At 37.6% G+C, this 20,280-nt stretch carries 20 protein-coding genes, 1 tRNA gene and 1 pseudogene; 9 read left to right on the top strand and 13 right to left on the bottom strand.

The features are described 5' to 3' along the window. Nucleotides 1-3: 3 nt before the first annotated feature. The 5 genes and pseudogenes from CVS93_RS00370 to tig form a co-directional block, all read right to left on the bottom strand. Nucleotides 4-876: pseudogene (locus CVS93_RS00370) on the bottom strand (magnesium chelatase domain-containing protein); the annotation flags it as partial. Continuing rightward, nucleotides 873-1,391 carry a peptide deformylase gene (def, locus tag CVS93_RS00365; RefSeq protein ID WP_103588746.1) on the bottom strand — a complete coding sequence of 173 codons (519 nt, stop codon included), beginning with the start codon at nucleotides 1,389-1,391 and terminating at the stop codon, nucleotides 873-875. The pseudogene CVS93_RS00370 and the gene def, both read right to left, overlap by 4 nt. A gap of 14 nt (nucleotides 1,392-1,405) precedes the next feature. Continuing rightward, nucleotides 1,406-2,428 carry a GGDEF domain-containing protein gene (locus CVS93_RS00360; protein WP_085657935.1) on the bottom strand — a complete coding sequence of 341 codons (1,023 nt, stop codon included), beginning with the start codon at nucleotides 2,426-2,428 and terminating at the stop codon, nucleotides 1,406-1,408. 8 nt (nucleotides 2,429-2,436) lie between these two features. Continuing rightward, nucleotides 2,437-3,027, bottom strand: a complete 591-nt coding sequence (gene clpP, locus CVS93_RS00355; RefSeq protein ID WP_054196008.1) for an ATP-dependent Clp endopeptidase proteolytic subunit ClpP — start codon at nucleotides 3,025-3,027, stop codon at nucleotides 2,437-2,439. Beyond that, nucleotides 3,027-4,358 (bottom strand): trigger factor, encoded by a 1,332-nt coding sequence (gene tig, locus CVS93_RS00350; protein WP_107686146.1) that lies wholly within the window; start codon nucleotides 4,356-4,358, stop codon nucleotides 3,027-3,029. The genes clpP and tig overlap by 1 nt, the downstream gene beginning before the upstream one ends. A 137-nt stretch (nucleotides 4,359-4,495) precedes the next feature. Between tig and folE the strand changes: the two genes are divergently transcribed. Both folE and fliI read left to right on the top strand, forming a co-directional pair. After that, the gene (gene folE, locus CVS93_RS00345) at nucleotides 4,496-5,068 is read left to right on the top strand and encodes a GTP cyclohydrolase I FolE (RefSeq protein ID WP_021090409.1); all 573 of its coding nucleotides are present in this window, start codon (nucleotides 4,496-4,498) and stop codon (nucleotides 5,066-5,068) included. 11 nt (nucleotides 5,069-5,079) lie between these two features. Beyond that, nucleotides 5,080-6,372, top strand: coding sequence for a flagellar protein export ATPase FliI (fliI, locus tag CVS93_RS00340; RefSeq protein ID WP_413784283.1), 1,293 nt, complete (start codon nucleotides 5,080-5,082; stop codon nucleotides 6,370-6,372). Between the two features lie 582 nt (nucleotides 6,373-6,954). Here fliI and CVS93_RS00335 read toward each other — a convergent pair. The 5 genes from CVS93_RS00335 to CVS93_RS00315 are packed head-to-tail and all read right to left on the bottom strand — an operon-like array spanning nucleotide 6,955 to nucleotide 12,921. Further along, nucleotides 6,955-8,688: an ATP-binding protein gene (locus tag CVS93_RS00335; RefSeq protein WP_107686144.1), complete on the bottom strand. Its 1,734-nt coding sequence runs from the start codon at nucleotides 8,686-8,688 to the stop codon at nucleotides 6,955-6,957. Beyond that, entirely contained in the window at nucleotides 8,688-10,364 is a 1,677-nt protein-coding gene (locus CVS93_RS00330; protein WP_107686143.1) for a fatty acid--CoA ligase, read from the bottom strand. The genes CVS93_RS00335 and CVS93_RS00330 overlap by 1 nt, the downstream gene beginning before the upstream one ends. A 12-nt stretch (nucleotides 10,365-10,376) precedes the next feature. After that, nucleotides 10,377-11,606, bottom strand: coding sequence for an OmpP1/FadL family transporter (locus CVS93_RS00325; RefSeq protein WP_107686142.1), 1,230 nt, complete (start codon nucleotides 11,604-11,606; stop codon nucleotides 10,377-10,379). Beyond that, nucleotides 11,603-12,454 carry a deoxyribonuclease IV gene (nfo, locus tag CVS93_RS00320; RefSeq protein WP_107686141.1) on the bottom strand — a complete coding sequence of 284 codons (852 nt, stop codon included), beginning with the start codon at nucleotides 12,452-12,454 and terminating at the stop codon, nucleotides 11,603-11,605. The genes CVS93_RS00325 and nfo overlap by 4 nt, the downstream gene beginning before the upstream one ends. Continuing rightward, nucleotides 12,451-12,921: a hypothetical protein gene (locus CVS93_RS00315; RefSeq protein WP_107686140.1), complete on the bottom strand. Its 471-nt coding sequence runs from the start codon at nucleotides 12,919-12,921 to the stop codon at nucleotides 12,451-12,453. Before CVS93_RS00315 ends, nfo begins: the two co-directional genes overlap by 4 nt. Nucleotides 12,922-12,989: 68 nt before the next feature. On the opposite strand from CVS93_RS00315, the gene CVS93_RS00310 reads away from it, so the two are divergent. Next, a tRNA-Glu gene (locus CVS93_RS00310) sits at nucleotides 12,990-13,064 on the top strand. An 83-nt stretch (nucleotides 13,065-13,147) separates the two neighbouring features. On the opposite strand, the gene CVS93_RS00305 is transcribed toward CVS93_RS00310, so the two are convergent. Beyond that, nucleotides 13,148-13,708, bottom strand: a complete 561-nt coding sequence (locus CVS93_RS00305; RefSeq protein WP_107686139.1) for a manganese efflux pump MntP family protein — start codon at nucleotides 13,706-13,708, stop codon at nucleotides 13,148-13,150. Nucleotides 13,709-13,816: 108 nt separating this feature from the next. Between CVS93_RS00305 and CVS93_RS00300 the strand changes: the two genes are divergently transcribed. Further along, nucleotides 13,817-14,566, top strand: coding sequence for a DUF4197 domain-containing protein (locus tag CVS93_RS00300; protein WP_107686138.1), 750 nt, complete (start codon nucleotides 13,817-13,819; stop codon nucleotides 14,564-14,566). Further along, nucleotides 14,563-15,444: a DMT family transporter gene (locus CVS93_RS00295; protein ID WP_107686137.1), complete on the top strand. Its 882-nt coding sequence runs from the start codon at nucleotides 14,563-14,565 to the stop codon at nucleotides 15,442-15,444. Before CVS93_RS00300 ends, CVS93_RS00295 begins: the two co-directional genes overlap by 4 nt. Here the strand turns inward: CVS93_RS00295 and CVS93_RS00290 are convergent. After that, nucleotides 15,441-16,166 carry a class I SAM-dependent methyltransferase gene (locus CVS93_RS00290; RefSeq protein ID WP_107686136.1) on the bottom strand — a complete coding sequence of 242 codons (726 nt, stop codon included), beginning with the start codon at nucleotides 16,164-16,166 and terminating at the stop codon, nucleotides 15,441-15,443. The genes CVS93_RS00295 and CVS93_RS00290 overlap by 4 nt on opposite strands. 46 nt (nucleotides 16,167-16,212) lie before the next feature. Between CVS93_RS00290 and CVS93_RS00285 the strand changes: the two genes are divergently transcribed. Further along, a complete protein-coding gene (locus CVS93_RS00285; protein WP_107686135.1) occupies nucleotides 16,213-16,605 on the top strand; it encodes an acyl-CoA thioesterase in 393 nt (130 codons plus the stop codon). On the opposite strand, the gene CVS93_RS00280 is transcribed toward CVS93_RS00285, so the two are convergent. Then, complete coding sequence (locus CVS93_RS00280; RefSeq protein ID WP_072594097.1) at nucleotides 16,596-16,955, bottom strand: Fur family transcriptional regulator; 360 nt, start codon at nucleotides 16,953-16,955, stop codon at nucleotides 16,596-16,598. The two genes, CVS93_RS00285 and CVS93_RS00280, sit on opposite strands and share 10 nt — an antisense overlap. A 146-nt stretch (nucleotides 16,956-17,101) precedes the next feature. Here CVS93_RS00280 and CVS93_RS00275 point away from each other — a divergent pair, with 146 nt between their 5' ends. Genes CVS93_RS00275 through CVS93_RS00265 form a run of 3 tightly spaced genes read left to right on the top strand, consistent with a single transcriptional unit; the run spans nucleotide 17,102 to nucleotide 20,280 of the window. Next, nucleotides 17,102-17,989 carry a metal ABC transporter solute-binding protein, Zn/Mn family gene (locus CVS93_RS00275; RefSeq protein WP_107686134.1) on the top strand — a complete coding sequence of 296 codons (888 nt, stop codon included), beginning with the start codon at nucleotides 17,102-17,104 and terminating at the stop codon, nucleotides 17,987-17,989. 3 nt (nucleotides 17,990-17,992) lie between these two features. Beyond that, a complete protein-coding gene (locus CVS93_RS00270; RefSeq protein ID WP_107686133.1) occupies nucleotides 17,993-19,498 on the top strand; it encodes a nickel/cobalt transporter in 1,506 nt (501 codons plus the stop codon). Continuing rightward, a complete protein-coding gene (locus tag CVS93_RS00265) occupies nucleotides 19,495-20,280 on the top strand; it encodes a metal ABC transporter ATP-binding protein (RefSeq protein WP_103628879.1) in 786 nt (261 codons plus the stop codon). The genes CVS93_RS00270 and CVS93_RS00265 overlap by 4 nt, the downstream gene beginning before the upstream one ends.

Genomic DNA, 20,280 nt, shown 5'->3' with positions numbered 1-20,280 from the left:
ACAGCCACCACCAAATATTGAACTTTTTGTCGAGGTATGATGTGGTGAGCGAAAAGCTCTAGTGCTTGTAAATTCACTATCTTGAAGATTTAAAGAGCGGTAAGCGGCAGACTTTAGCACCTCTTCTAAGCTTTGTGGCGCCATGATGTAAACTAGGCGTTTTGCACACATGCTTTTGCCGCTACCTGGGCTGCCTTCAAATAAAATATTGTGCATACCAACGGCTGCAATAACGCAGGCTCTTTTTGCGCGATCCTGACCCAAAACATCCTTAAAATCAAGCTCGAAGTTTAAATTTGGAACGTATCTTTTACCAGAAATTTCTATCACATTTGAAAATAGTTCATGAGTAGCGTTAAAACGTATACTTTTTGCAAATTCTGCGTCATTAAAAAATCTAATCGCTTCCTCTAGAGTACTAACCGCACAAATCTCTAAATTTGGGATCATTGAAGCTTTTTGTGCTATCTCTTTTGGTACTAAGACTTTTACGTTTTTTACCTGTGTGCTTAAAAAAAGAAGGATCGAGAATAAATTCGCCGTACTTTTTACGCTTCCATCAAGCCCAAGCTCACCAAAGACAAAAATTTTCTCTAAGTTTTTTGCCTTTTGAAGAGCTATAAGAAGAGCGATAGCCAGGTCAAAATGTGAGCCACTTTTTGGCAGATCTGAAGGGGATAAATTTATGGTTATCTTTTGTGCAGGGAAGGAAAAATCAAGTGCTAGAAGTGCTGCTTTTACGCGTTCTGTGCTCTCTTTTATGCTTGTGCTTGCAAGCCCAACGATGCTAAAACCAGGAAGCCCGCGAGAGAAGATAGACTCAACATCAATTATCTTTAGCCCATCGCCGTAAGTAGCACATCTTAAAGACTTCATGAAGCTTTTTCTTTTTTTTGCTTTTTGTATTCCTTGTCAAATTTTTTACGTTTATTAAAGCCGATTTTTTCTATAAAAAGATGTCCATCTAAATGATCATTTTCATGCTGGATAGCAATAGCTAAAAGCCCATCAGCCTTTAAGCTTTGCTCTTTGCCAAAACGATCTTGATATTTGATAGCCACAACCTCATTTCTTTTTACATCTTCATAATATCCGGGTACACTAAGGCAGCCCTCTTGATAGACACACTCACCCTCACGTAGTTCAAATTTTGGATTTATGATTTCGATTAAATTTTCTTTATCCTGCACACCCTCGTCATTGGCTAGATTTATAATAAAAATTCTTTTTGCGACACCTATCTGAATAGCAGCAAGGCCTATGCCCTCTTTTGCAATCATCGTATCATACATATCATCAAGTAGTTTGTGAAGTTCCTCATCAAAATTTTTAACATCTTTTGAGACTTCATAAAGCTTTTTATTTGGATAAGATAAAACCTCTAAGATCAAGCCCAAACTCCTACTTATTCACCCAAAAATATAGGCTGCTCATCATCTTGTGTTAGTATTAGTTGATCTAACGAGTAAGAGATTAGTTCTTCAGCACTTCTTGTTTTTGTTATCATGCTTGAAACCACTTGGATATCAAGCTTGCACTCTTCACCATCTATCTTCCAAGGTATAGATGAAAGCATATTTAAAATTCTGCTACCGGCTTGTTTTGTACCATTTTCATCAGTATATTTCATAACCATAGCAAAACAGCCATCACCATAATGAGCTACTATATCGCTTCTTCTAGAAGTTCTTAAAAGAAGCTGTGATATAGCTTTATACATATTGTTTCGCTCTTTTAAATTTTTAACACGATTTGTAAATCTATCTTTTGCTCTTACAAGTAAAAATGATGCGTTATAGCCATATCTTTTAACAGCTTCTACTTCACTTTGCACTGTGGCTACTAGAAATTTTTTATTATAGACGTCATATGTCGTATCATAAATCGACTGCTCTTCAATAGACTTAAGCATCTTGGCTACTTCGTCATAGCTTACTTTAATGACATCAAGATGCTTATCCATAAGGCTGTTTAATTTTATTAAGTCATGGTTAAATGCGCTTAAAACATTTTGAAGAGCTAGGATATTTGTATTATTTTTGAGTGCATCCATGCGCTTTTGCACTAGGCCTCTCATGATGCCTAAATTTTTATAGATTAGCACCACGGCTTGAAGCATACTTTTTATTTGGATAAATCCTTGCTTTATCTCTTTTTCAATAGAGATATTACTGCCTGATGGTACTGAAATCTCGGAATTTATGACTATCATATCACCGATCTCTTTTCTAAATTCATCAGGCTGCCCATCAAGCATTTTCTCAAAATAAATAGAATAATTATTTGGCGTAGATGGAACATTATCGTCGCTTAATTCATGCAAAACATTTTCTGAAAATTTGTAGATATCTACCTTTTCTTTTTCTAGAATATGTTTTACCTCAACCGCTTTTTTCTTAGGGTCTGGTGCATTATCTATCTTTATCACTTTGGGCCTTATTTAAAACTTTTCTCCAAAATTTTATCAACAAGTCCGTACTCTTTGGCTTCGGCCGAACTCATAAAAAAGTCACGTTCAGTATCTTTTACGATCTTACTTAGCTTTTGACCTGTATTTTTGGCCAAAATTCCGTTTAAAATCTCTTTCATACGTAAAATTTCACGAGCTTGTATCTCGATATCAGTCGCTTGTCCTCTAGCGCCGCCAAGTGGTTGATGTATCATGATGCGAGAATTTGGCAACGCATATCTTTTACCTGGTGCGCCACAGCTTAGCAAAAATGCACCCATGCTAGCAGCTTGGCCGATGCAGATCGTACAAACATCTGGTTTTATGTAGTTCATCGTATCATAGATGCTAAAGCCACTTGTTATAACGCCACCTGGTGAGTTTATATATAGATAGATATCTTTATCTGGATCTTCAGCCTCTAAAAATAGAAGCTGGGCGACAATAGAAGCGGCCATGCCGTCCTCTATCTCACCACTTAGCATAACGATCCTGTCTTTTAAAAGACGGGAATATATATCATAGCTTCGCTCACCTCTACTAGTTCTTTCAACTACGACAGGAACGTAATAGCTCATTACTCGGCCTTCTCTTTTTTACTTGCTTTTTTCTCGTCTTTTTCTTTGTTAAAGAGCTCACCAAATAGCTTCTCTTCGATCATTGACATCTTTATAGCTGGAAGCATGCCTTGATTGCGGTACATCTCAAGGTGTGCTTTTGGATCTTGACCGCTTCTATACGCCTCAAAATAGATCGCTTGAACAACCTCTTGATCGCTTACTTTCACGCCTCTTACGCGAGCTAGCTCATCGATAATGAAAGTTAAACGAACGCTATTTTCAGCGTCTTTTCTAAACTCGTCACGTTTTTTAGAAAGAGCATCTTTGTCATCTCTAAATTTTTTCATATCGTCTGGAGTAAATGAGCTCCATGCGTTTCTAAACTGCATATCGATCTCTTGCTCGACAATATTTTTTGGTACATCAAATTTAAATTTCTCAACCGCAGCCTCAGCAAATTTTGGTTTTAGCTCTTCGTTTATGAGTTTATAAATTTTCTCTTGGCGAATTTGCTCTTTTATGCGCTCATCAAGTAGCTCTTCAGTTGGTTTTTCTTCATTTGGAAGTAAAGTTTTTAGCATCTCTTCATCTAGTTTTTCAGGAATTTTTCTCTCTTGAATTTCATGAAGTTTGACTTTAAAAATAGCGTCTTTACCAGCTAAATGTGCAGCGCCATAGTTTTCTGGGAATTTAACCTCGATATCTTTTTCACCACCAGCTTTTATGCCTACCATACCATCTTCAAAGCCTGGGATAAATTGATTTGAACCGATCTCAAGCACATAGTTTTCGGCCTTGCCACCATCAAATGCAACGCCATCAACAAAGCCTTCAAAGTCAAATTTAGCAAAGTCGCCAACTTTTAGGCCTCTTTTGCCATCAATTTTTTCAAGTGGAGCTATCATTTTTAAAAGTTCGGTTTTTTTCTCATCGATATCTTTTTTCAAAACACGTGGGTTTGAAAACTCAGGTATTAAACTCTCATAGCCGCTCACATCGACACTTGGTTTAAATGAAACTGTTAGCTCAACGTCGATCTTGCCATCTTTTCTGTCAAATTTTGAAACGATAGGCTCGCCGATAAGGTCATCGTTTTTCTTGCCTGCTTGTTTTATAGCCTCATCAACAACATCTCTTAAGACATCTTGTTCAGCATCGTTCGTTAGCTCTTTCTCGTAGCGTTTTAGCACAATAGCAACTGGCACATGGCCTTGTCTAAAGCCATCTACTTTCATAGTTTTTGCTGCTTTTTTTGCTAGTTTTTCTACGCTAGATTTTATAGCATCTGCACTTATAGTTGTGCTAGCTAGGGTATTTACGCTATCTAGAGCTTTTGTTTTGATTTCCATCTATTTCCTTTATGAATACAAATTTTTAGCCCAAAATATAGCAGAATTTTCCTTATTTCATTGTAAATTTGTAAATTTTTATAGATATAAAAGGCGTTTTAACGTAGAATCTGGCAATAAAATTATGGAGAAAATTTATGCAAGAGAGTTTTGAAAATTCGGTTAAAAACATGCTAACGATTATAGGCGAAGATCCAAATAGAGAAGGCCTTATAAAGACGCCTGAGCGTGTCTTTAAAGCATTTAAATTTCTAACTAGCGGATATGATGAAGATCCAAAAGAAGTGCTTGGTGATGCGCTATTTACTAGCTCAAATAATGAGATGGTTTTAATGCGAAACATCGAGTTTTACAGTCTTTGCGAGCACCATTTGTTGCCTATTATCGGCCGAGTGCATGTGGCTTACATCCCAAATGGCAAGGTCGTTGGCCTTAGTAAAATTCCACGCATGGTAAATATCTACGCCAGACGCTTGCAAATTCAAGAGCAGATGACCGAGCAGATCGCAAAAGCGCTTGAGGACGTGATCGCTCCAAAAGGCGTTGGAGTCGTCGTTGAGGCTAGGCATATGTGCGTTGAGATGAGAGGTGTGCAAAAGATAAACTCAACCACCACGACCTCAGCACTTAGAGGCTGCTTTATCAAAAACGCAGACACAAGACGAGAATTTTTCTCGCTTATAAACTCTCCTAGGGAAACGCATTTTTGAGCTTAGAGCATATAAATTTAAAGCTTAAAGAGGGTGTGAAACTCTCAAACACCTTTGGCATCATAACTAAAATCACAGCCACAACTATCGAGATCACTGGACTTCGTCCAAGCATCGGTGACATCGTACGGATAGTTGCAAAAGATAAGAGCAAAAATGGTCTCGGCATGGTTACGCAAATAAAGACAGATGGCGCTTATATCAGCCCATTTGGCTTTGTTGAGGGCTTTAGGATAGGCGACTTCGTCTATGAGAGCGATCAAGGTATGAATATACCTGTGGGGCCAAATTTACTAGGTCGCGTGGTCGATCCATTTATGAAGCCAATTGACGGCAAAGGAGCGATTGAGACGACCGAGTACATGCCGATTATGAGAGCGCCGATAGATGCGATGAAGAGAGGGCTTATAAATGAGCCTTTTAGTGTTGGTATAAAGACGATAGATGGGCTACTTACTTGTGGTAAGGGGCAAAAGCTGGGAATTTTTGCAGGTTCAGGCGTGGGCAAATCAACCCTCATGGGCATGATCGTAAAAAACACGCTAGCTCCCATAAAAGTAGTCGCGCTAATAGGCGAGCGCGGCCGTGAGGTACCTGAATTTATCGAAAAAAATCTGGGCGGCGACCTGGAGGGCACAGTCATCATCGTAGCGACCAGTGATGATAGCTCTCTCATGCGAAAATACGGCGCATTTTGTGCGATGAGCGTGGCTGAGTACTTCAAACAACAAGGAAATGACGTGCTTTTTATCATGGATAGCGTAACACGTTTTGCGATGGCACAGCGCGAGATCGGCCTTGCGCTTGGCGAGCCACCTACGTCAAAAGGCTATCCACCAAGCTCACTCACGCTCTTACCACAGCTAATGGAGCGCGCCGGCAAAGAGGAGGGTAAGGGCAGTATCACGGCATTTTTCACAGTGCTAGTTGAAGGCGATGATATGAGCGATCCGATAGCTGACCAAAGCCGCTCTATCCTAGACGGACACATCGTGCTAAGCCGGGAGCTAACGGATTTTGGAATTTATCCACCTATCAATATCCAAAACTCAGCCTCGCGTGTCATGGGAGATGTGATCAGTAAAGAGCATAAGCTAAATGCGATGAAATTTAAGCGCCTTTACTCGCTTTTAAAAGAAAACGAAGTCTTGCTTCGTATCGGTGCTTATCAAAAGGGCAGCGACAAGGAGCTTGACCTTGCAATCTCAAAAAAAGAATTTATGGAAAATTTCTTGAAACAAAGCTCAGAAGAGACCTTTGCGCTCGAAGAGGTCGAAGAGCTACTTGATAAGATCAATCAGTAGATTTCTAAAATTTATAAGCCTTTTTACAAAATTTGGCTACTAAAAATATAATCAATTTTTTATACTAATTGTTAAAGTGATCACGCATTACTTCTTTGCTTCGGATGTAAAAATTGCGCTCAAGGACCTATAAATTTCTATTTTCTCTTTTTTGATTTCAAAAAGTGCTACTACAAACATCGTGAAAGAGAAATTGAAAATTATGAGGCTTTTTATTTTAAACTTAGTGAGAACGGTTTTTGTGTTATACAAAACGACAAAGTATTAAAAACTATTTCTAAGCACAATACGCATCCCAAACAGCGATCACAAAGTGTGCAAATTCTAAAATTTGGGATTTTTTGACAAAAATTACTTATTTGCAAACTCTGCAGTAGTGAATTTGAGACAAGTGAGCAAGTTAAATTTATACTAAGTGATTATGCGCTGATATCTGTTTTGCTGTAAATTTTGGTAGCAATCATGGCGTAAATTTAACTATGAAAGCAAAATTTTACATTTAGATTGGTAATCCATAGCACTTTAGACTTCGCCTCGTGGCGCGAAACATATACTACATGAGATAGTAAATTTTGAAAGAGATTAAGAGCCAAATCCCATCTTCTTATCTTCGCCAAAACTTGAGTTTAGCTCGCGCTCTATCGTGGTTTTGAAGTCCTCAAAGGTAAAAATCCCATCATCTTTTATCGCCACTTTCAAAGCAGTATTTTTTAGTGCAAGGACGATCTGTGCGCCACTTAGGTTAAACTCAGCCAGCCTTTCAACACTAAAGCCATCTTCAAAGCTCGCGTTCTCAGGCAAAATTTTACGCCAAATAGCAAGTCTGCCGTTAAAATCAGGCTTTTTAAACTCGATCTTGTAGTCAAACCTTCTAGAAAACGCAACATCAAGGCTTTGTAAGAAATTTGTCGTAGCGATCAGCACGCCCTCAAAGCGCTCGATCTGCTCTAAAAAGATATTTTGCATTTGATTATGCATCTTTTCAGCCCCGCTCGAGCTCTCCACTCTCGTGCTTAAAAACTGATCGGCCTCGTTTAGCAAGAGCACTGGCTCGCTGCCACTTTTTTTGCAAATTTCTTTGTAAGTATCAAAAATTTTCCTTACATTTTGCTCGCTCTCGCCGACATATTTGCTTAAAATTTTTGAGCAGTCAAAGCTTAGAATTTGCTTCTTTAGGCTCTTTGCAAGCCCAACCGCGCTCATTGTCTTACCAGTGCCAGGCTCGCCGTAAAAGATGATCTTGGCGTCTATATTTTTTCTAGTTTTTATGCCCCAGCTGCTAAGTCTAGCGAGCACTTTTTTATCGACTTGCTTTAGTATCGTGCTTAAAAGCTGCTTTGTCTTTTCGTTTAGCACGACGTCTTCTAAGCTAGTTACTGGCTCTATTAGCTCAAAAATTTCTTGCTCTTTTACTAGGCTTTCGATCTTGATTTTCTTGCTGTTTTTGTCATTTTTTGGGTGCATTATGCTTTGCAAAATTTCTTCGTTTATAAAAAAGCTCTTGCTAACGTTGCCATAAGCGTTTAAAACCTCGTCGTAGTCAATGAGTGCGCCCTCTATGAGCCTTGAGCCGTCCTCTAAAAGAGTACGATTTTTGATGCGTTCAAGCTCATCTTTGCTTATTAGCCCAACTAGCGTGTTTAGGTCGCGACCGTTCTCAAAGTCGCCCGCATACTCCTCTTTTAAAAGGGCTAAAAATATGATCTGCTCTTTTTCATCCAGCGAGTTTTCTTTAAAAATTTGCTCTATCTTTAGGCTAATCTTGCTTAGTTTTACGCGCTCGTTGATTCGCTTTGTAAGCTCAGAAATTTGCTCATTTATGCGCTTTTTTGCATCACTTGAGCCATCGCCAAAAATAGCAGCCTTTGAGTAAAGCTCTACTTTTAAAAACTGATCTTTTAAATACTCCAAATGATCCTCATATGGCGCAAGCTCTGGTAAATTTATGTCAGCGTTGCCATCTTCAAGAATTTTTAAAAATGTGGCTGATAGAGAAATTTCAGAATGAAGCAACGAAAGAAGCCCTTGAGCTGAAGCCCTTTGCGTGCTCTCAGGTATTTTAAAAAGACTATAATTTTGTACAATCCAACCGCTATCAAGCAAATTTTTTATAAATTTTAGATACAAAAGCTGCTTATCATTTTGCGTGCCAAAGACTGCTCCAAGTAGCTCAAAAACGCTCATATTAGCCGTTCCTTGCACATAAGCTTTACTTAGATATTTTAAAATTTCTCCCTCTTCATCGCCGCACTTTATCAGCTCGTAAATTTTACTTTTTTTGAGGTCCTGGTTTAAAAAATCAAGCAAGTATTTCACTAAAATTTATCCTTCATCTGCTCTATTTGCTCTTTTAATACACGTTTTAGCACCTTGCCAGTAGCATTTCTAGGCAACTCTTCGGCAAAATAGATACTCTTTGGTATCTTGAAATTCGCTAAATTTTTCTTCAAATGCTCTCTTACCGTCTTTTCATCAAGATCCATGCCATCTTTTACCTGAATAAAGGCCACAACCTCCTCATCGGCATGTACGTCTTTTACACCAATTACCGCTGTTGCTTCAACTGCTTCAAGTTTGTAAATAACCTCTTCGATCTCACGTGGATAGATGTTAATGCCCTTTGATATGATAAGGTCTTTTTTACGATCAACGATGTAGATAAAGCCCTCTTCATCGACTTTGCCAAGATCTCCAGTCTTTAACCAGCCGTTTATTATGGTCTCATCAGTGATGCTTGGCATACCATAGTAGCCTTGCATGACGCAGTCGCCCTTTACAATGATCTCACCGATCTGGCCAACTGGAAGCTCCATCATCTCATCATTTACGATCTTTACCTCATAACCATCAAGCACAGGCCCTACGCTTAAAAGCTTTTGTTTATCATATAAATTTGCAGCTACAACTGGCGAGCATTCACTAAGGCCATATCCCTCAACAAGTGTTGCGCGTGGAAATTTCACTCTAAAGTCATCTATCGTTTGCTTTGCAAGCGGAGCTGCACCACTTACAAATAATCTAATGCGGTTAAACCATCTAAAATACCAAGGAATTTTTGCCTTACCGATAGCTGTATAGATGGCTGGAATTCCCAAAAATACAGTTACACGCTTTAGCAAAGTTTGCTTTAACACATTTGAAAACGGAAATACCGACTTTACAAGTACCATAGAGGCGCTCGCAAATATCGGAAGCAACACCATTGCAGTTAGCGTAAAACTATGAAACATCGGTAAAAAGACTATGAAACGATCGCTTTTTTTCACTATAAAACGATCATGAGCTCCAATTAAATTTGAAAAGATATTTTTATAGCTTATCATCGCACCTTTTGGCTTGCCAGTAGTGCCTGAAGTGTAAATTATATGCATTAAATCATCTATTACCGGATACTTTGTGATACTAAGAGCGTATTTATGATTTAAAGCTTCAGTAAAATTTACATTTTTAATGACTCCATTATTTTCATAGCCCTTGCTCATATCCTCTTTTGAAATTTGAGGAGTTGAAGTGAGATACGCGCTCTCGCCATACTCTTCGTCAGTGTCTATATATTCATCTTTTGAGGCACTTTGAAGTTTCTTTGGTATTGCTCCGATCCAGATTATTTTTCTTAAAATTTCAAGCTCATTTAATGCGATTAACTCTTTTGCAAGCGAGCTAGACGCAAAAAGCACCTTTGCACCGCAATCATTTATGATATATTCAAACTCGTTTGCCTTTAAAAAAGTATTCATAGGCACTGTAATACCACCTATTGCAGTTATCGCAAGGTATGAGATGATAAATTCTTTCGAGTTTGTAACCGCCATAGCTACTTTATCACCAAATTTTACTCCAGCAAGCTGCAAATAAGCTGCCACCTTATCAACATTTTGCTTTAATTCGCGATATTTTAGCTTCTCTTTTTCTTCAAAAAGAACTACTTGATTTGGATTTTCCTTTGCTACTTTGGTTAAAATTTCATAAAAATTATTATAAGAGTATCGCATTATTAACCCTAACTAAAATGTATATTTAAAAGTCGTACCAAGGATTTGGATCGTACCAGTATCAAATTCCCCAGACATTTTTCCAGAAGCTGTTGAAATACCTGTTGCGCGCTTTTTGTCGCGATATTGATAGACATATCCAAGTGCCATTTCAAGATTTGGTGTAAATTTATAATTTACCCCAAGAGAATACACCTTAGATGTAGTATTTGGAAGCTCTAAGCCAGTATGCTTACTACTTGTAATGTCTTCATCATAGGCAAAGCCAGCCATTAGTCTAAATTTTTCATTGACATCATAGGCAAGGCCTAGTCTATATGTATTTGTATCTTTTGCATTTTTTATGACTGGATCGTCCATGAATCTTGCAAAAGCTGGATGCGAGTGAGCTGGACCTTTATCCATGTATTCAAAGTCATAGCCTTTAAATTTAGACCAATACGTCCTCTCAAAAGCTAGTAAAAGAGTAAAGTCGCTAAATTTATAGCCAGCAGCAAGTACAAGCTGAGCAGGAAGTGGGATCTCAACTTTTGTTTTGCCATGATAGCTTATAGGAGATAGCGCTCCGTTAAAATCAGCATCCGTATGGCCTTTAAGTTCTAAATTTACATTTGAGCGGTAAGTAACAGCAAAGCTTAAATCCTCAATAGGTCTATAAGTAAGTGCAACATTATAGCCATAGCCCATACCATCGCCTTTTATCTCTCTGTAGCCTATTCGTCCAAAGTCACTTGCTATCTTACCTTTGGTGTAAACACCTCTAGCACCAAGAGCAACGGCGAGCTTATCGTTTATGCGGTAAGCTACGGTTGGATTTAGTTCAACAACTTGCAGCTTAAACCTTTTAGCGGTAAATGCGGTAGCTGGATCCTCCCATGATACACCAACAGCAGCAGGAACGGCAAGAGCTAAACCGAATTTCCAGTTTTCATAAATTTCTGGCGTTACAAAACTAAATGTACCAGCTAGTGAGTCAAATTTTTCTGACTTGTAGCTTTTGCCACTATCACTTTTAAACTCAAGCTTATTTATATGAAACCAGCCAAGGGTACTTTCTAGATGATGGCGTCCATCTAAAAACATCATATTTGCAGGGTTAAAATAAGCCGCATCAGCTCCAAAACTAAAGGCCACGTTACTAGCAGCAAGACCTAAAGAATCAGCACTTTGTTCAGGAACTTTATAACCTCCAGCATTTAGCAATGTAGATGCCATAATAATACTTAATAGCACTTTTTTCATAGTTTTTCCTTTTCGAAATTTCTTAAAATTTTTATCTCGTCTTCCCAAATACTCTCGTCAATCGTCTCTAATATTAAAGGAATTTCGCCTATTTTATCATCATTTATTATATTTTTAAAAGCACTAAATCCAAGCTCACCCTTGCCAAGACTCTCGTGTCTATCTTTTTTCGAGCCAAGGGCAAATTTTGCATCATTTAAATGCATGCCAGATAAAAATTTATAGCCGATGATCGCATCAAATTCCCCCATCGTCTTCACGTAGGCCTCTTTACTTCTTAGATCATATCCAGCAGCAAATGCGTGACAGGTATCAAAGCAGACACCAACCCTGTTTTCATCGTCTACTCGCTCTATCAAATAAGCAATCTGCTTAAAACTAAAGCCTAAATTTGATCCTTGGGCAGCTGTATTTTCGATGACTAGCTTTACGCCACTTGTGCGTTTAAGTGCCATGTTCATGCAGTTTGCGATATTATCTAAGCACTCTTTTTCGCTTATTTGTTTTAGATGTGAGCCTGGATGAAAATTTAAAAGCCCTAGCCCAAGCTTACTGACGCGATCTATCTCATCCACAAAGGCTTCAAGCGACTTTGCTCTTGCCTCCTCATCTGGATGGCCTAAATTTATTAAGTAACTACTGTGTGGCAAAACATGCTTTGTGCTTATGCCAGAAATTTTTAGATTTTCTTTAAACTGCTCTATTTCGCTGGCGCTTAGCTCTTTTGCATTCCACTGTCGTTGATTTTTTGTAAAAAGCGCAAATGCATTTGCTCCTATTTTTGCAGCATTTAATGGAGCATTGAACACGCCTCCAGCCGCACTTACGTGAGCTCCGATATATCTCATTTTAACTCTTTTATTATCACTCTTATTTTGTTTTTACTATCTACAAATTTAACGTAGTTATCACAAACCTCGTATTTTATAAAATATGAACTTAGATCTTGACTAAAACCACATTCTGTATCTATCAAACCCTTGCCATCATAAATCTTTTGTCTTTGCAAGATTTCTTCAAAAAGGCTCTCATAGTGCGGAGCTAGAAAAAATTTCTCGTTAAACTCAATCTTGTTAAAACAAGCACTATTTATGCAAATTTTATCTCTTATGCTTATGTTTGCGGTGTTTACACCAGAACTATAAATTTGCAAATTTAGCTCATTTTTATATTTATGGAAAAATCCAACGTCATTTATCTTGATCATCGGCGAAAATAAAGTAACTTGAAAAGCTTGTGAATTTTGCGGCGTTTTGGTAGCCACGCAACCTGTAAAAATAAAAACAGACAACAAAGTAAATAAAAAATTTTTCAAAAATTTTTCCTTATTAATCTAAAATTAAGTATAAAAGGAATATAATCCCAACTTCATAACCGACATGTGGCCCATTCGTCTAGCGGTTAGGACATCGCCCTTTCACGGCGGTAACACGAGTTCGAGTCTCGTATGGGTCACCACTTCTAAAAATCAAAATCTTATCCATATAAGCTTTAAAATATAGTTAATCTTAAATATTATTTTTAATTGTTATTTTAAATTTTTATTGAACTGCGCCGCTTTCAATTAAATGTGTTATTAAAATTTTAAAACCAAGAAAAATTAGTATTGCTCCGCCTAAAAACAAAGCCTTTTTCTCTAAAATTTCACCCATAAATTTACCAATGTAAAAGGCGGCTAAGCTTAACACAAAGCAGACTACACCGATGATGAGTGCGCTTTTAAATATATTAACCACCTCAAAGCTAAGCGTGACACCAATGGCAAGCGCGTCGATGCTCGTAGCAAATGCGCCTATAAAAATGATCTTAAGATCTATGCCCAATAACTCACCAACTTCGCTACTACAGGCCTCTTTTAGCATTTTAAAGCCAAGAAAACAGAGTATAAAAAATGCGATGAAATGATCAATAGAGCTTATAAATTTAGCAAAGCTAATACCAAGGAAATAGCCAACAAGCGGCATAAGAAACTGAAAAAAGCCAAGCATAAATGCGATAAATAAAATTTTTCTAAGAACCAAATTTTTATACCTTGCACCATTTGCCATATTTAGTGCCGCACTATCCATGCTAAGAGCAAAGCTGAGAAGTAAAAGCTCCATAAAACCCCTTTAAAAAGGCACGAATTGTAATCTAAAAAGATTAAATTTATTTTAAGTGTTTAGATATTTTTTGTATGATTTTGCATTAAATTTAAAAAAGGAGAAAAGATGAAAAGATCTCTTATGATACTTTGTGGTGCGCTTGCTTTAAATTTACAAGCCGCAAGCATGGATGATATGATAAATAAAGGCGTCAAAATAGCCACTCACGCATCAAGCGGTGACTACAAAAGCTTGGTTAGCGAGGCGCTAAATGCTGCTGTTAGCGAGCTTTCAAAAGAGGGCTTTATAAACAACGCCACAGCTAAAATTCCACTTCCAAAAAGTCTTGAGATGGCGTCGAATTTGGCCAAAAAAGTGGGCGGCGAGAAGTGGGCGCAAGACCTTAGCAAGTCGATAAATAACGCCGCAACTACGGCCGTGCCAAAGGCTGCTGAAATTTTTAGCGAGAGCATAAAAAATATGAGCGAGGCAGACGTCAAAAAGCTCTTTAACGGCGGCAACGACAGCGTTACGAAGTATTTGCAGCAAAGCTCCAGCCAAAAGCTAAAGGCGGCATTTACGCCGATAATTGAGAAAATGATGAGCGATAATAGCTTTGCGACTGCCTATAATGGGCTAAATTCTTTCATCGGCAACTCAATAAAAAACAACGAAACGATAAAATCAGTAAAAAACCTAGCTAAAAATTTAGGCGCAAGCGAATATGTGCCAGATGATGGCGAAGACCTAAACGCATATATCACGAGAAAGACGCTAGATGGGCTATTTAACGTGATGAGCGAGAAAGAAAAGGGGCTAAGAAGCGGCTTTAACCTAGATAGCGGCAAAAAGGTACTAGACTCGATCTTTAAATGAGAAATTTGACCGCTCAAAACAGAGCCGACATCGCTCTTATCGTAGTTTCCATCGTTTGGGGTGCTACGTTTTTACCCATGGCAAACGCACTAAAGACAAATGGCGTCTTTGTCATGCTTTTTTGTCGGTTTTTTCTCTCGGCTATCTTTATGGGCTTTATCGCGCTTAAATTTACTAAGAAATTTGATAAAAAGAGCGTCTTCTACGGCGTTATCCTTGGTGCGGTGTTGTTTTTGTCATTTACAACGCAGACTTATGCCCTAAAGCTTACATTTAGCTCGAGCGTCGCCTTTATCACTGGGCTTGAGTGCGTGATAGTGCCTTTTATGACAGCACTTATTTTTAAAAATAAAATAACCATTTTTGCTATTTTTGGTGCGCTTATTGCCATTTTTGGGCTTTGGCTTTTAAGCGGAGCCACTCTTGCTTTAGGAGCTGGTGAGGTACTTGCCCTACTTTGTGCCATATTTTATGCACTTTACACAAGCTTAAATGGCCACTTTGTAAGAAAATGCGAGCTTTATTTGCTTGTGTTTGTGGTATTTCTCACCGTCTCTTTACTCTCATTTGTCTTTGCGTTTATTGAAGGTGGTGTGGTGCCAAATTACGATAGGGAATTTTTTATAGCAATTTTTATCACTGCATTTATTGGTACCATTTTTTGCTACTTTGTACAAACCATCGCTCAAAGATATACAACGGCTAGTAAAGCAGCTTTATTTTTCTGTCTTGAGCCAGTTTCTGCTGGCTTTATCGGCTATTTTTTTGCTGACGAAATGCTAACACTCATACAAATTTTTGGCGCGATCTTAATAATCTTTGGAGTTATTTTTAGTGAATTTGGTAAAAAATTTTTCTCCAGATCAAAACTAACTTAAAAGACAAAAAGCTTCATCTGCGACTCTATCTTTTCATCTATAAACTCGCCGTCAAATCTCTCTTTCAACATCGCTAAAACCACCTTTTCATCGTAGTTTTTAGCTCCATTTATCTCAAGGTGCCAGCAGATGTTTTCAGCAGCTTCTTGCACGCTTCGTCTAGCAATTCTTGTCTCGTTTAAAATTTCACTCTTATAAGCAATACTCTGCTCATTTAGCCATGCTTCAAGTCTATTTACGACGTTTTTTTGCGAGAGTGTGCGACCAAATTTTTCAAAAAATGGCTCTAGCAGATCAGAGCTTCTAGGTTTATCCCAGCCAAGATAGAGTTTTTGCTTTGCGATATTATGAAATTTAGCAAAATCTTCATCGCTAGCAATCGCTGGACTCATCGTGCAAATAGCGATATTAAAGTACTTTGTAGGCTTAAATTCTCTCCAAGAGCAAACCTCGCTGGTTAAATTTGTCACGCCAAATCTTTTGGCATCTTCATTTAAAATTTCTATCATATTTTTTGAGCTATCAATGCCAGTTATATCTTTTGCAGTTTTTGACAAAAATATCGTCCAAACACCGGTACCACAGCCTATATCAAGAATTTCTTTGCCGTTAAAGTCTATCCCCCAAGCCAAGGCTTTGCCATAAATTTGCTGCTGAATAGCACTGATCTTGCCGTCAAATCTTTGGTAGTTTGACGCCTTTTTATCCCATAAATTTTGCATTTTAGCTCCTTATTTTTGGTTATAATTCTAGCAAAAAAGGCTAGAAATGAAAGATTTTATATACAAAGTAATAATCCCGCCACAAGCCATTGATATGCACGGACACATGAATAATGTCTATTATTTCACTCTTATGCAAGAGGCTGCATTTGCACACTCTGCAGCGGTTGGCGACACGGTTGAGGCGCAGTATAAAAGAGGCGAGATCTGGCTCATTAGAAAAAATGAAGCCAAATATATAAAAAGCGTAAAATTGATGGATGAGGTAGAAATTCACACTTATACACAAGCTGAAGGCAAGGCGACTTCTTGTAGATACTTTGAGTTTAAAAAGGATGACGAGCTAATAGCAACCGGCAAGACCGAATTTGTTTATGTTGATCTAAAAACAAATCGTCCAAAAGCCATTCCAGCTGAGATCATCGCACTTTACTCGTGATCACACTCATCACAAACGCCTTTTATCACAGCACTTTTTATATTTTTAGCGACGTTTAGATGAGGCATATCGATATTTGTGACTTTATGACAGATATCGCAGATAAAGTACGCTTTTGCCTCATTTGCTAGTTCGTAGTAGCTTTTATGATTATTTTCGGTTTTTATGACAAGGCCCTTTTTTTCAAAAATTTCTATGCTTCTATAAAAAGTGGTTTTATTTGCATTAAGGCTTTCTAAAATTTCATCATAGCTTAATGGAGTTTTGGCATTTTGCAAAATTTCAACGAGCTTTATGCGAAAAGTAGTTGCCTTGATACTATGCTCTTCTAAGAAATTTCTTGCATTCATCCTTGCCCTTTTTATTTTTGTATATTAACGCTAAAAGTTTTAAATTTCATTTAAAAAGCACTATATTTAGGCTTTTGTTCTTTAAGTTGCAACCAAGTTGCAATTTGCTAAACTTCCGCAATATTTTTTCAAACAAAGGAGAGATGGTGAGAAAGATTTTTGTTTTTTTAGCAGTTTGCGCTTTGTCGCTTTTTGCAAAGCCAGTTGTTACGACTAGTATATTGCCTACAAAATTTTTTGTTGAGCAGATCGCTGGTGATACACTAAGCGTAAATACAATGGTTGGCAAAGGTGCTGATCCGCACACTTATGAGCCAAAGCCAAAACAGATGAAGGAGCTTGAAAAGAGCGAGCTTTACTTTGCTATTGGCATTGAGTTTGAAGATACTTGGCTAGAGCGTTTTTCAAAATCTTTTAAAAATTTACACATTGTAAAAACACAAGAAGGCATCGAAAAGATCGCTATGAGCGATGAACATGAGAATCATGAACATCACGAGCATCATGACCATGACCGCGAAGCTGGCGAACATCATCACCATCATCATGATGGTCTTGATCCGCACATTTGGCTTGATCCGGTTTTAGTAAAAACCCAAGTTGATAATATAGCTAAGGCATTAATAGAGAAATTCCCGCAAAATGCAAAGCTCTATGAGGAGAATTTGGCTAAATTTAAAGCTAGTCTTGACGAGCTTGATAGCTTTATAAAAAATACTCTAAAAGATGTTAAAACTCGCGAATTTATCGTATATCACCCATCTTGGGGATATTTTGCAAAACGCTATAACTTAGAGCAAATTGCCATCGAGATAGAGGGCAAAGAGCCAAAGCCAGCTGAGCTAAAAGAGCTCATAGAAGAAGCTAAAGAGCACGGCGTAAAAGTCATTTTCGTTGCTCCGCAGTTTCCAACAAAGGCTGCAAATTTAGTAGCAAAAGAGACTGGCTCAAAGGTCATAAGCATTGATCAGCTCCCAGAAAATTGGCTAGATGAGATGAAAAAAACAGCAGAAATTTTTGCTAAGAGTCTATAAAAAATGTTAGCACGCCTGATTGTCATTTGCTTCTTCGCTATAAATGCCTTCGGGTGTGCTCTTTGCTCGCTTTATAGCCCGACCGCTCACGTGAGCGTAAAATTTGACTCAAACGAAAACAATATCACTACAATTGCTTTTTCTTGGACATTTTCGCAAAATTTCTCAGAGCTTATGAGGCAAAATTTTGACCTAAATCAGGATGAAAAGATAGATGAAAGCGAGATCAAAAAAATCCGCTTAAATTTACTTGATTATCTTGTACCAAGACACTATTTAACGAATATTGAGTACTTTTACAAAGATGAAAATGCTACAAAGCTTGAGCTAAATTTAAAAAAGTATAAACTCTATTTTGATGAGGGCAGACTAAAATTTGACGTTAGTTTTAAGACAAATTTGCTTATCAAAGATGGCTTTGTGGTATCTGTTGAAATGGACGACAAAGAGGGATATTTTAATTTTAAATTTACACAAAACAACGCATTTTTGGTATCAGATCAGTTTTGGACGATACCAAATCCAAATGCAAATTTAATATTTTTTACATTTTCAAGTAAGGCTGCAGCCAAAGCTCATAATGAAAAGCCTGCATTAAAAGAGCTTCTAAAAGAGCCAAACTCGGTAAATTTTGAAGATGAAAATTTAAGCCAGATCGATAAGATCGATGAGGCTAAGTTTGATCTTGTTTCAAAAACAAGTCTAAGCATGCTTGATAGATTAAAGCAAATTCTAAGAAATTTTGATCAAAAAAGTCCGCTAACTCTGCTATTTTTAGCGCTAATATCATTTGGTTATGGCTTTTTACACGCTGCATCTGCGGGACATGGCAAGGTGCTTACAAGCTCCTATTTTGCCGCAACTGGCGGAAGCTACGCCAAAGCCTTTTTCTTCTCTTTAAAGATCGGATTTTTACATGTTGTGGGCGCATTTATTTTTGTGCTTGCTAGTTTTATGATACTACGTGAGATCAGTAGCGATCTGACAAAAGATACAGCAAGCGTTACGACAGCATTTTCTGGCGTTATTATCTTTTTTGTAGCGATTTTTATGCTTTATAAAAAGATCAAAATTTATCTTTCAAGCAAAAAAGAGTTAAATAAATTTTATATTTTTAGCTCAAGTTTAAGCCAAAATTTGAGTAAAAATACAAAATTTACTAGCGACTGTGGCTGTAATATCTGTACTACAAAAAAACCAAAAAACAAAGAAGAATGGCTAGTTGCAGCCGCTGCAGCACTTATTCCTTGTCCTGGCACGATACTTGTCTTTGTGCTAGCAAATGAGCTAGGCAGCTACTTTGCAGGCGTTATAAGCGGCCTATTTATGGCGCTTGGCATGAGCGCAGTGATATTTTTAGCGGCTGTTTTTGGAGCTAAGATAAATGAGAGCACAAACATTAAGTTAAAAAAGTTTAAAATCTATGCCGAATTTATGGCTCTTAGCGTTATGCTTTGGCTTGGACTTTTTATTTTTACTACGACATTTACGCAAAAGAGTCTGTTTTGAAAGAAATTATAAAAATTAAAAATTTAAACTTTAGCTACGATAAGCAAGTGGTTTTAGAAGGTATCAATTTAGATTATAGTAGCGATGAATTTTTAGCTATCATCGGTCCAAATGGTGGTGGCAAAAGCACACTTTTAAAGCTTATCTTAGGACTACTTAAGCCTCAAAGTGGCGAGATAAAACTCTTTGGGAAAGAGCCAAGCGAAGTCAGTAAATTTATAGGTTATGTGCCTCAAAATTTTCTCTCAAATCAAAGCTTTCCAATGATGGTTTTAGAAGTAGTTTTAATGGGGCTAATTGATAAAAAAATTTTTGGTTTTTACTCGCGAGATGAGAAACAAATGGCTCTTGCAGCCCTTGAGAAAGTTGGCATGAAAGAATTTGCAAGCGCTAGAATTGGTGAGCTAAGCGGTGGCCAAAGACAGCGAGTATATATCGCAAGAGCGCTTTGTGCAAATGCAAAGGTTCTCGTTTTAGACGAGCCAACAGCTAGTATCGACACAAAGGGTCAGGCTGAAATTTATGAAATTTTAAAAAATATAAATGCAAGCGGTGTTGGCGTAGTTTTAGTAAGTCATGATCTAAATATCGTGCTAAATTATGCTACAAAAATCGCCTATGTGAGCAAAAATTTACATATTCATAAAACTCATGAAGATACTGCAAAAAGAGAATTTATAGAGCATTTAGCAAAATCTCATAGCCATTTTTGTGACGTCGAGATCGCACTTGGCGAATGTGAGTGCAAAATCAAAAGTAATGTTTTTAAGCTAAAGAGATAA

This window comes from Campylobacter concisus (genome assembly GCF_003048535.1).
GTDB lineage: Bacteria > Campylobacterota > Campylobacteria > Campylobacterales > Campylobacteraceae > Campylobacter_A > Campylobacter_A concisus_S.
Note: the sequence above shows the minus strand (reverse complement) of the source record. Positions and strands in the feature narration are given on the sequence as shown.

Bases quoted from the DNA above. Each gene is read 5' to 3' on its own strand.
- clpP (WP_054196008.1), bottom strand. From the start codon at position 3,027: ATGAGCTATTACGTTCCTGTCGTAGTTGAAAGAACTAGTAGAGGTGAG.
- tig (WP_107686146.1), bottom strand. From the start codon at position 4,358: ATGGAAATCAAAACAAAAGCTCTAGATAGCGTAAATACCCTAGCTAGC.
- folE (WP_021090409.1), top strand. From the start codon at position 4,496: ATGCAAGAGAGTTTTGAAAATTCGGTTAAAAACATGCTAACGATTATA.
- CVS93_RS00330 (WP_107686143.1), bottom strand. From the start codon at position 10,364: ATGCGATACTCTTATAATAATTTTTATGAAATTTTAACCAAAGTAGCA.
- CVS93_RS00325 (WP_107686142.1), bottom strand. From the start codon at position 11,606: ATGAAAAAAGTGCTATTAAGTATTATTATGGCATCTACATTGCTAAAT.
- nfo (WP_107686141.1), bottom strand. From the start codon at position 12,454: ATGAGATATATCGGAGCTCACGTAAGTGCGGCTGGAGGCGTGTTCAAT.
- CVS93_RS00305 (WP_107686139.1), bottom strand. From the start codon at position 13,708: ATGGAGCTTTTACTTCTCAGCTTTGCTCTTAGCATGGATAGTGCGGCA.
- CVS93_RS00300 (WP_107686138.1), top strand. From the start codon at position 13,817: ATGAAAAGATCTCTTATGATACTTTGTGGTGCGCTTGCTTTAAATTTA.
- CVS93_RS00295 (WP_107686137.1), top strand. From the start codon at position 14,563: ATGAGAAATTTGACCGCTCAAAACAGAGCCGACATCGCTCTTATCGTA.
- CVS93_RS00290 (WP_107686136.1), bottom strand. From the start codon at position 16,166: ATGCAAAATTTATGGGATAAAAAGGCGTCAAACTACCAAAGATTTGAC.
- CVS93_RS00285 (WP_107686135.1), top strand. From the start codon at position 16,213: ATGAAAGATTTTATATACAAAGTAATAATCCCGCCACAAGCCATTGAT.
- CVS93_RS00280 (WP_072594097.1), bottom strand. From the start codon at position 16,955: ATGAATGCAAGAAATTTCTTAGAAGAGCATAGTATCAAGGCAACTACT.
- CVS93_RS00270 (WP_107686133.1), top strand. From the start codon at position 17,993: ATGTTAGCACGCCTGATTGTCATTTGCTTCTTCGCTATAAATGCCTTC.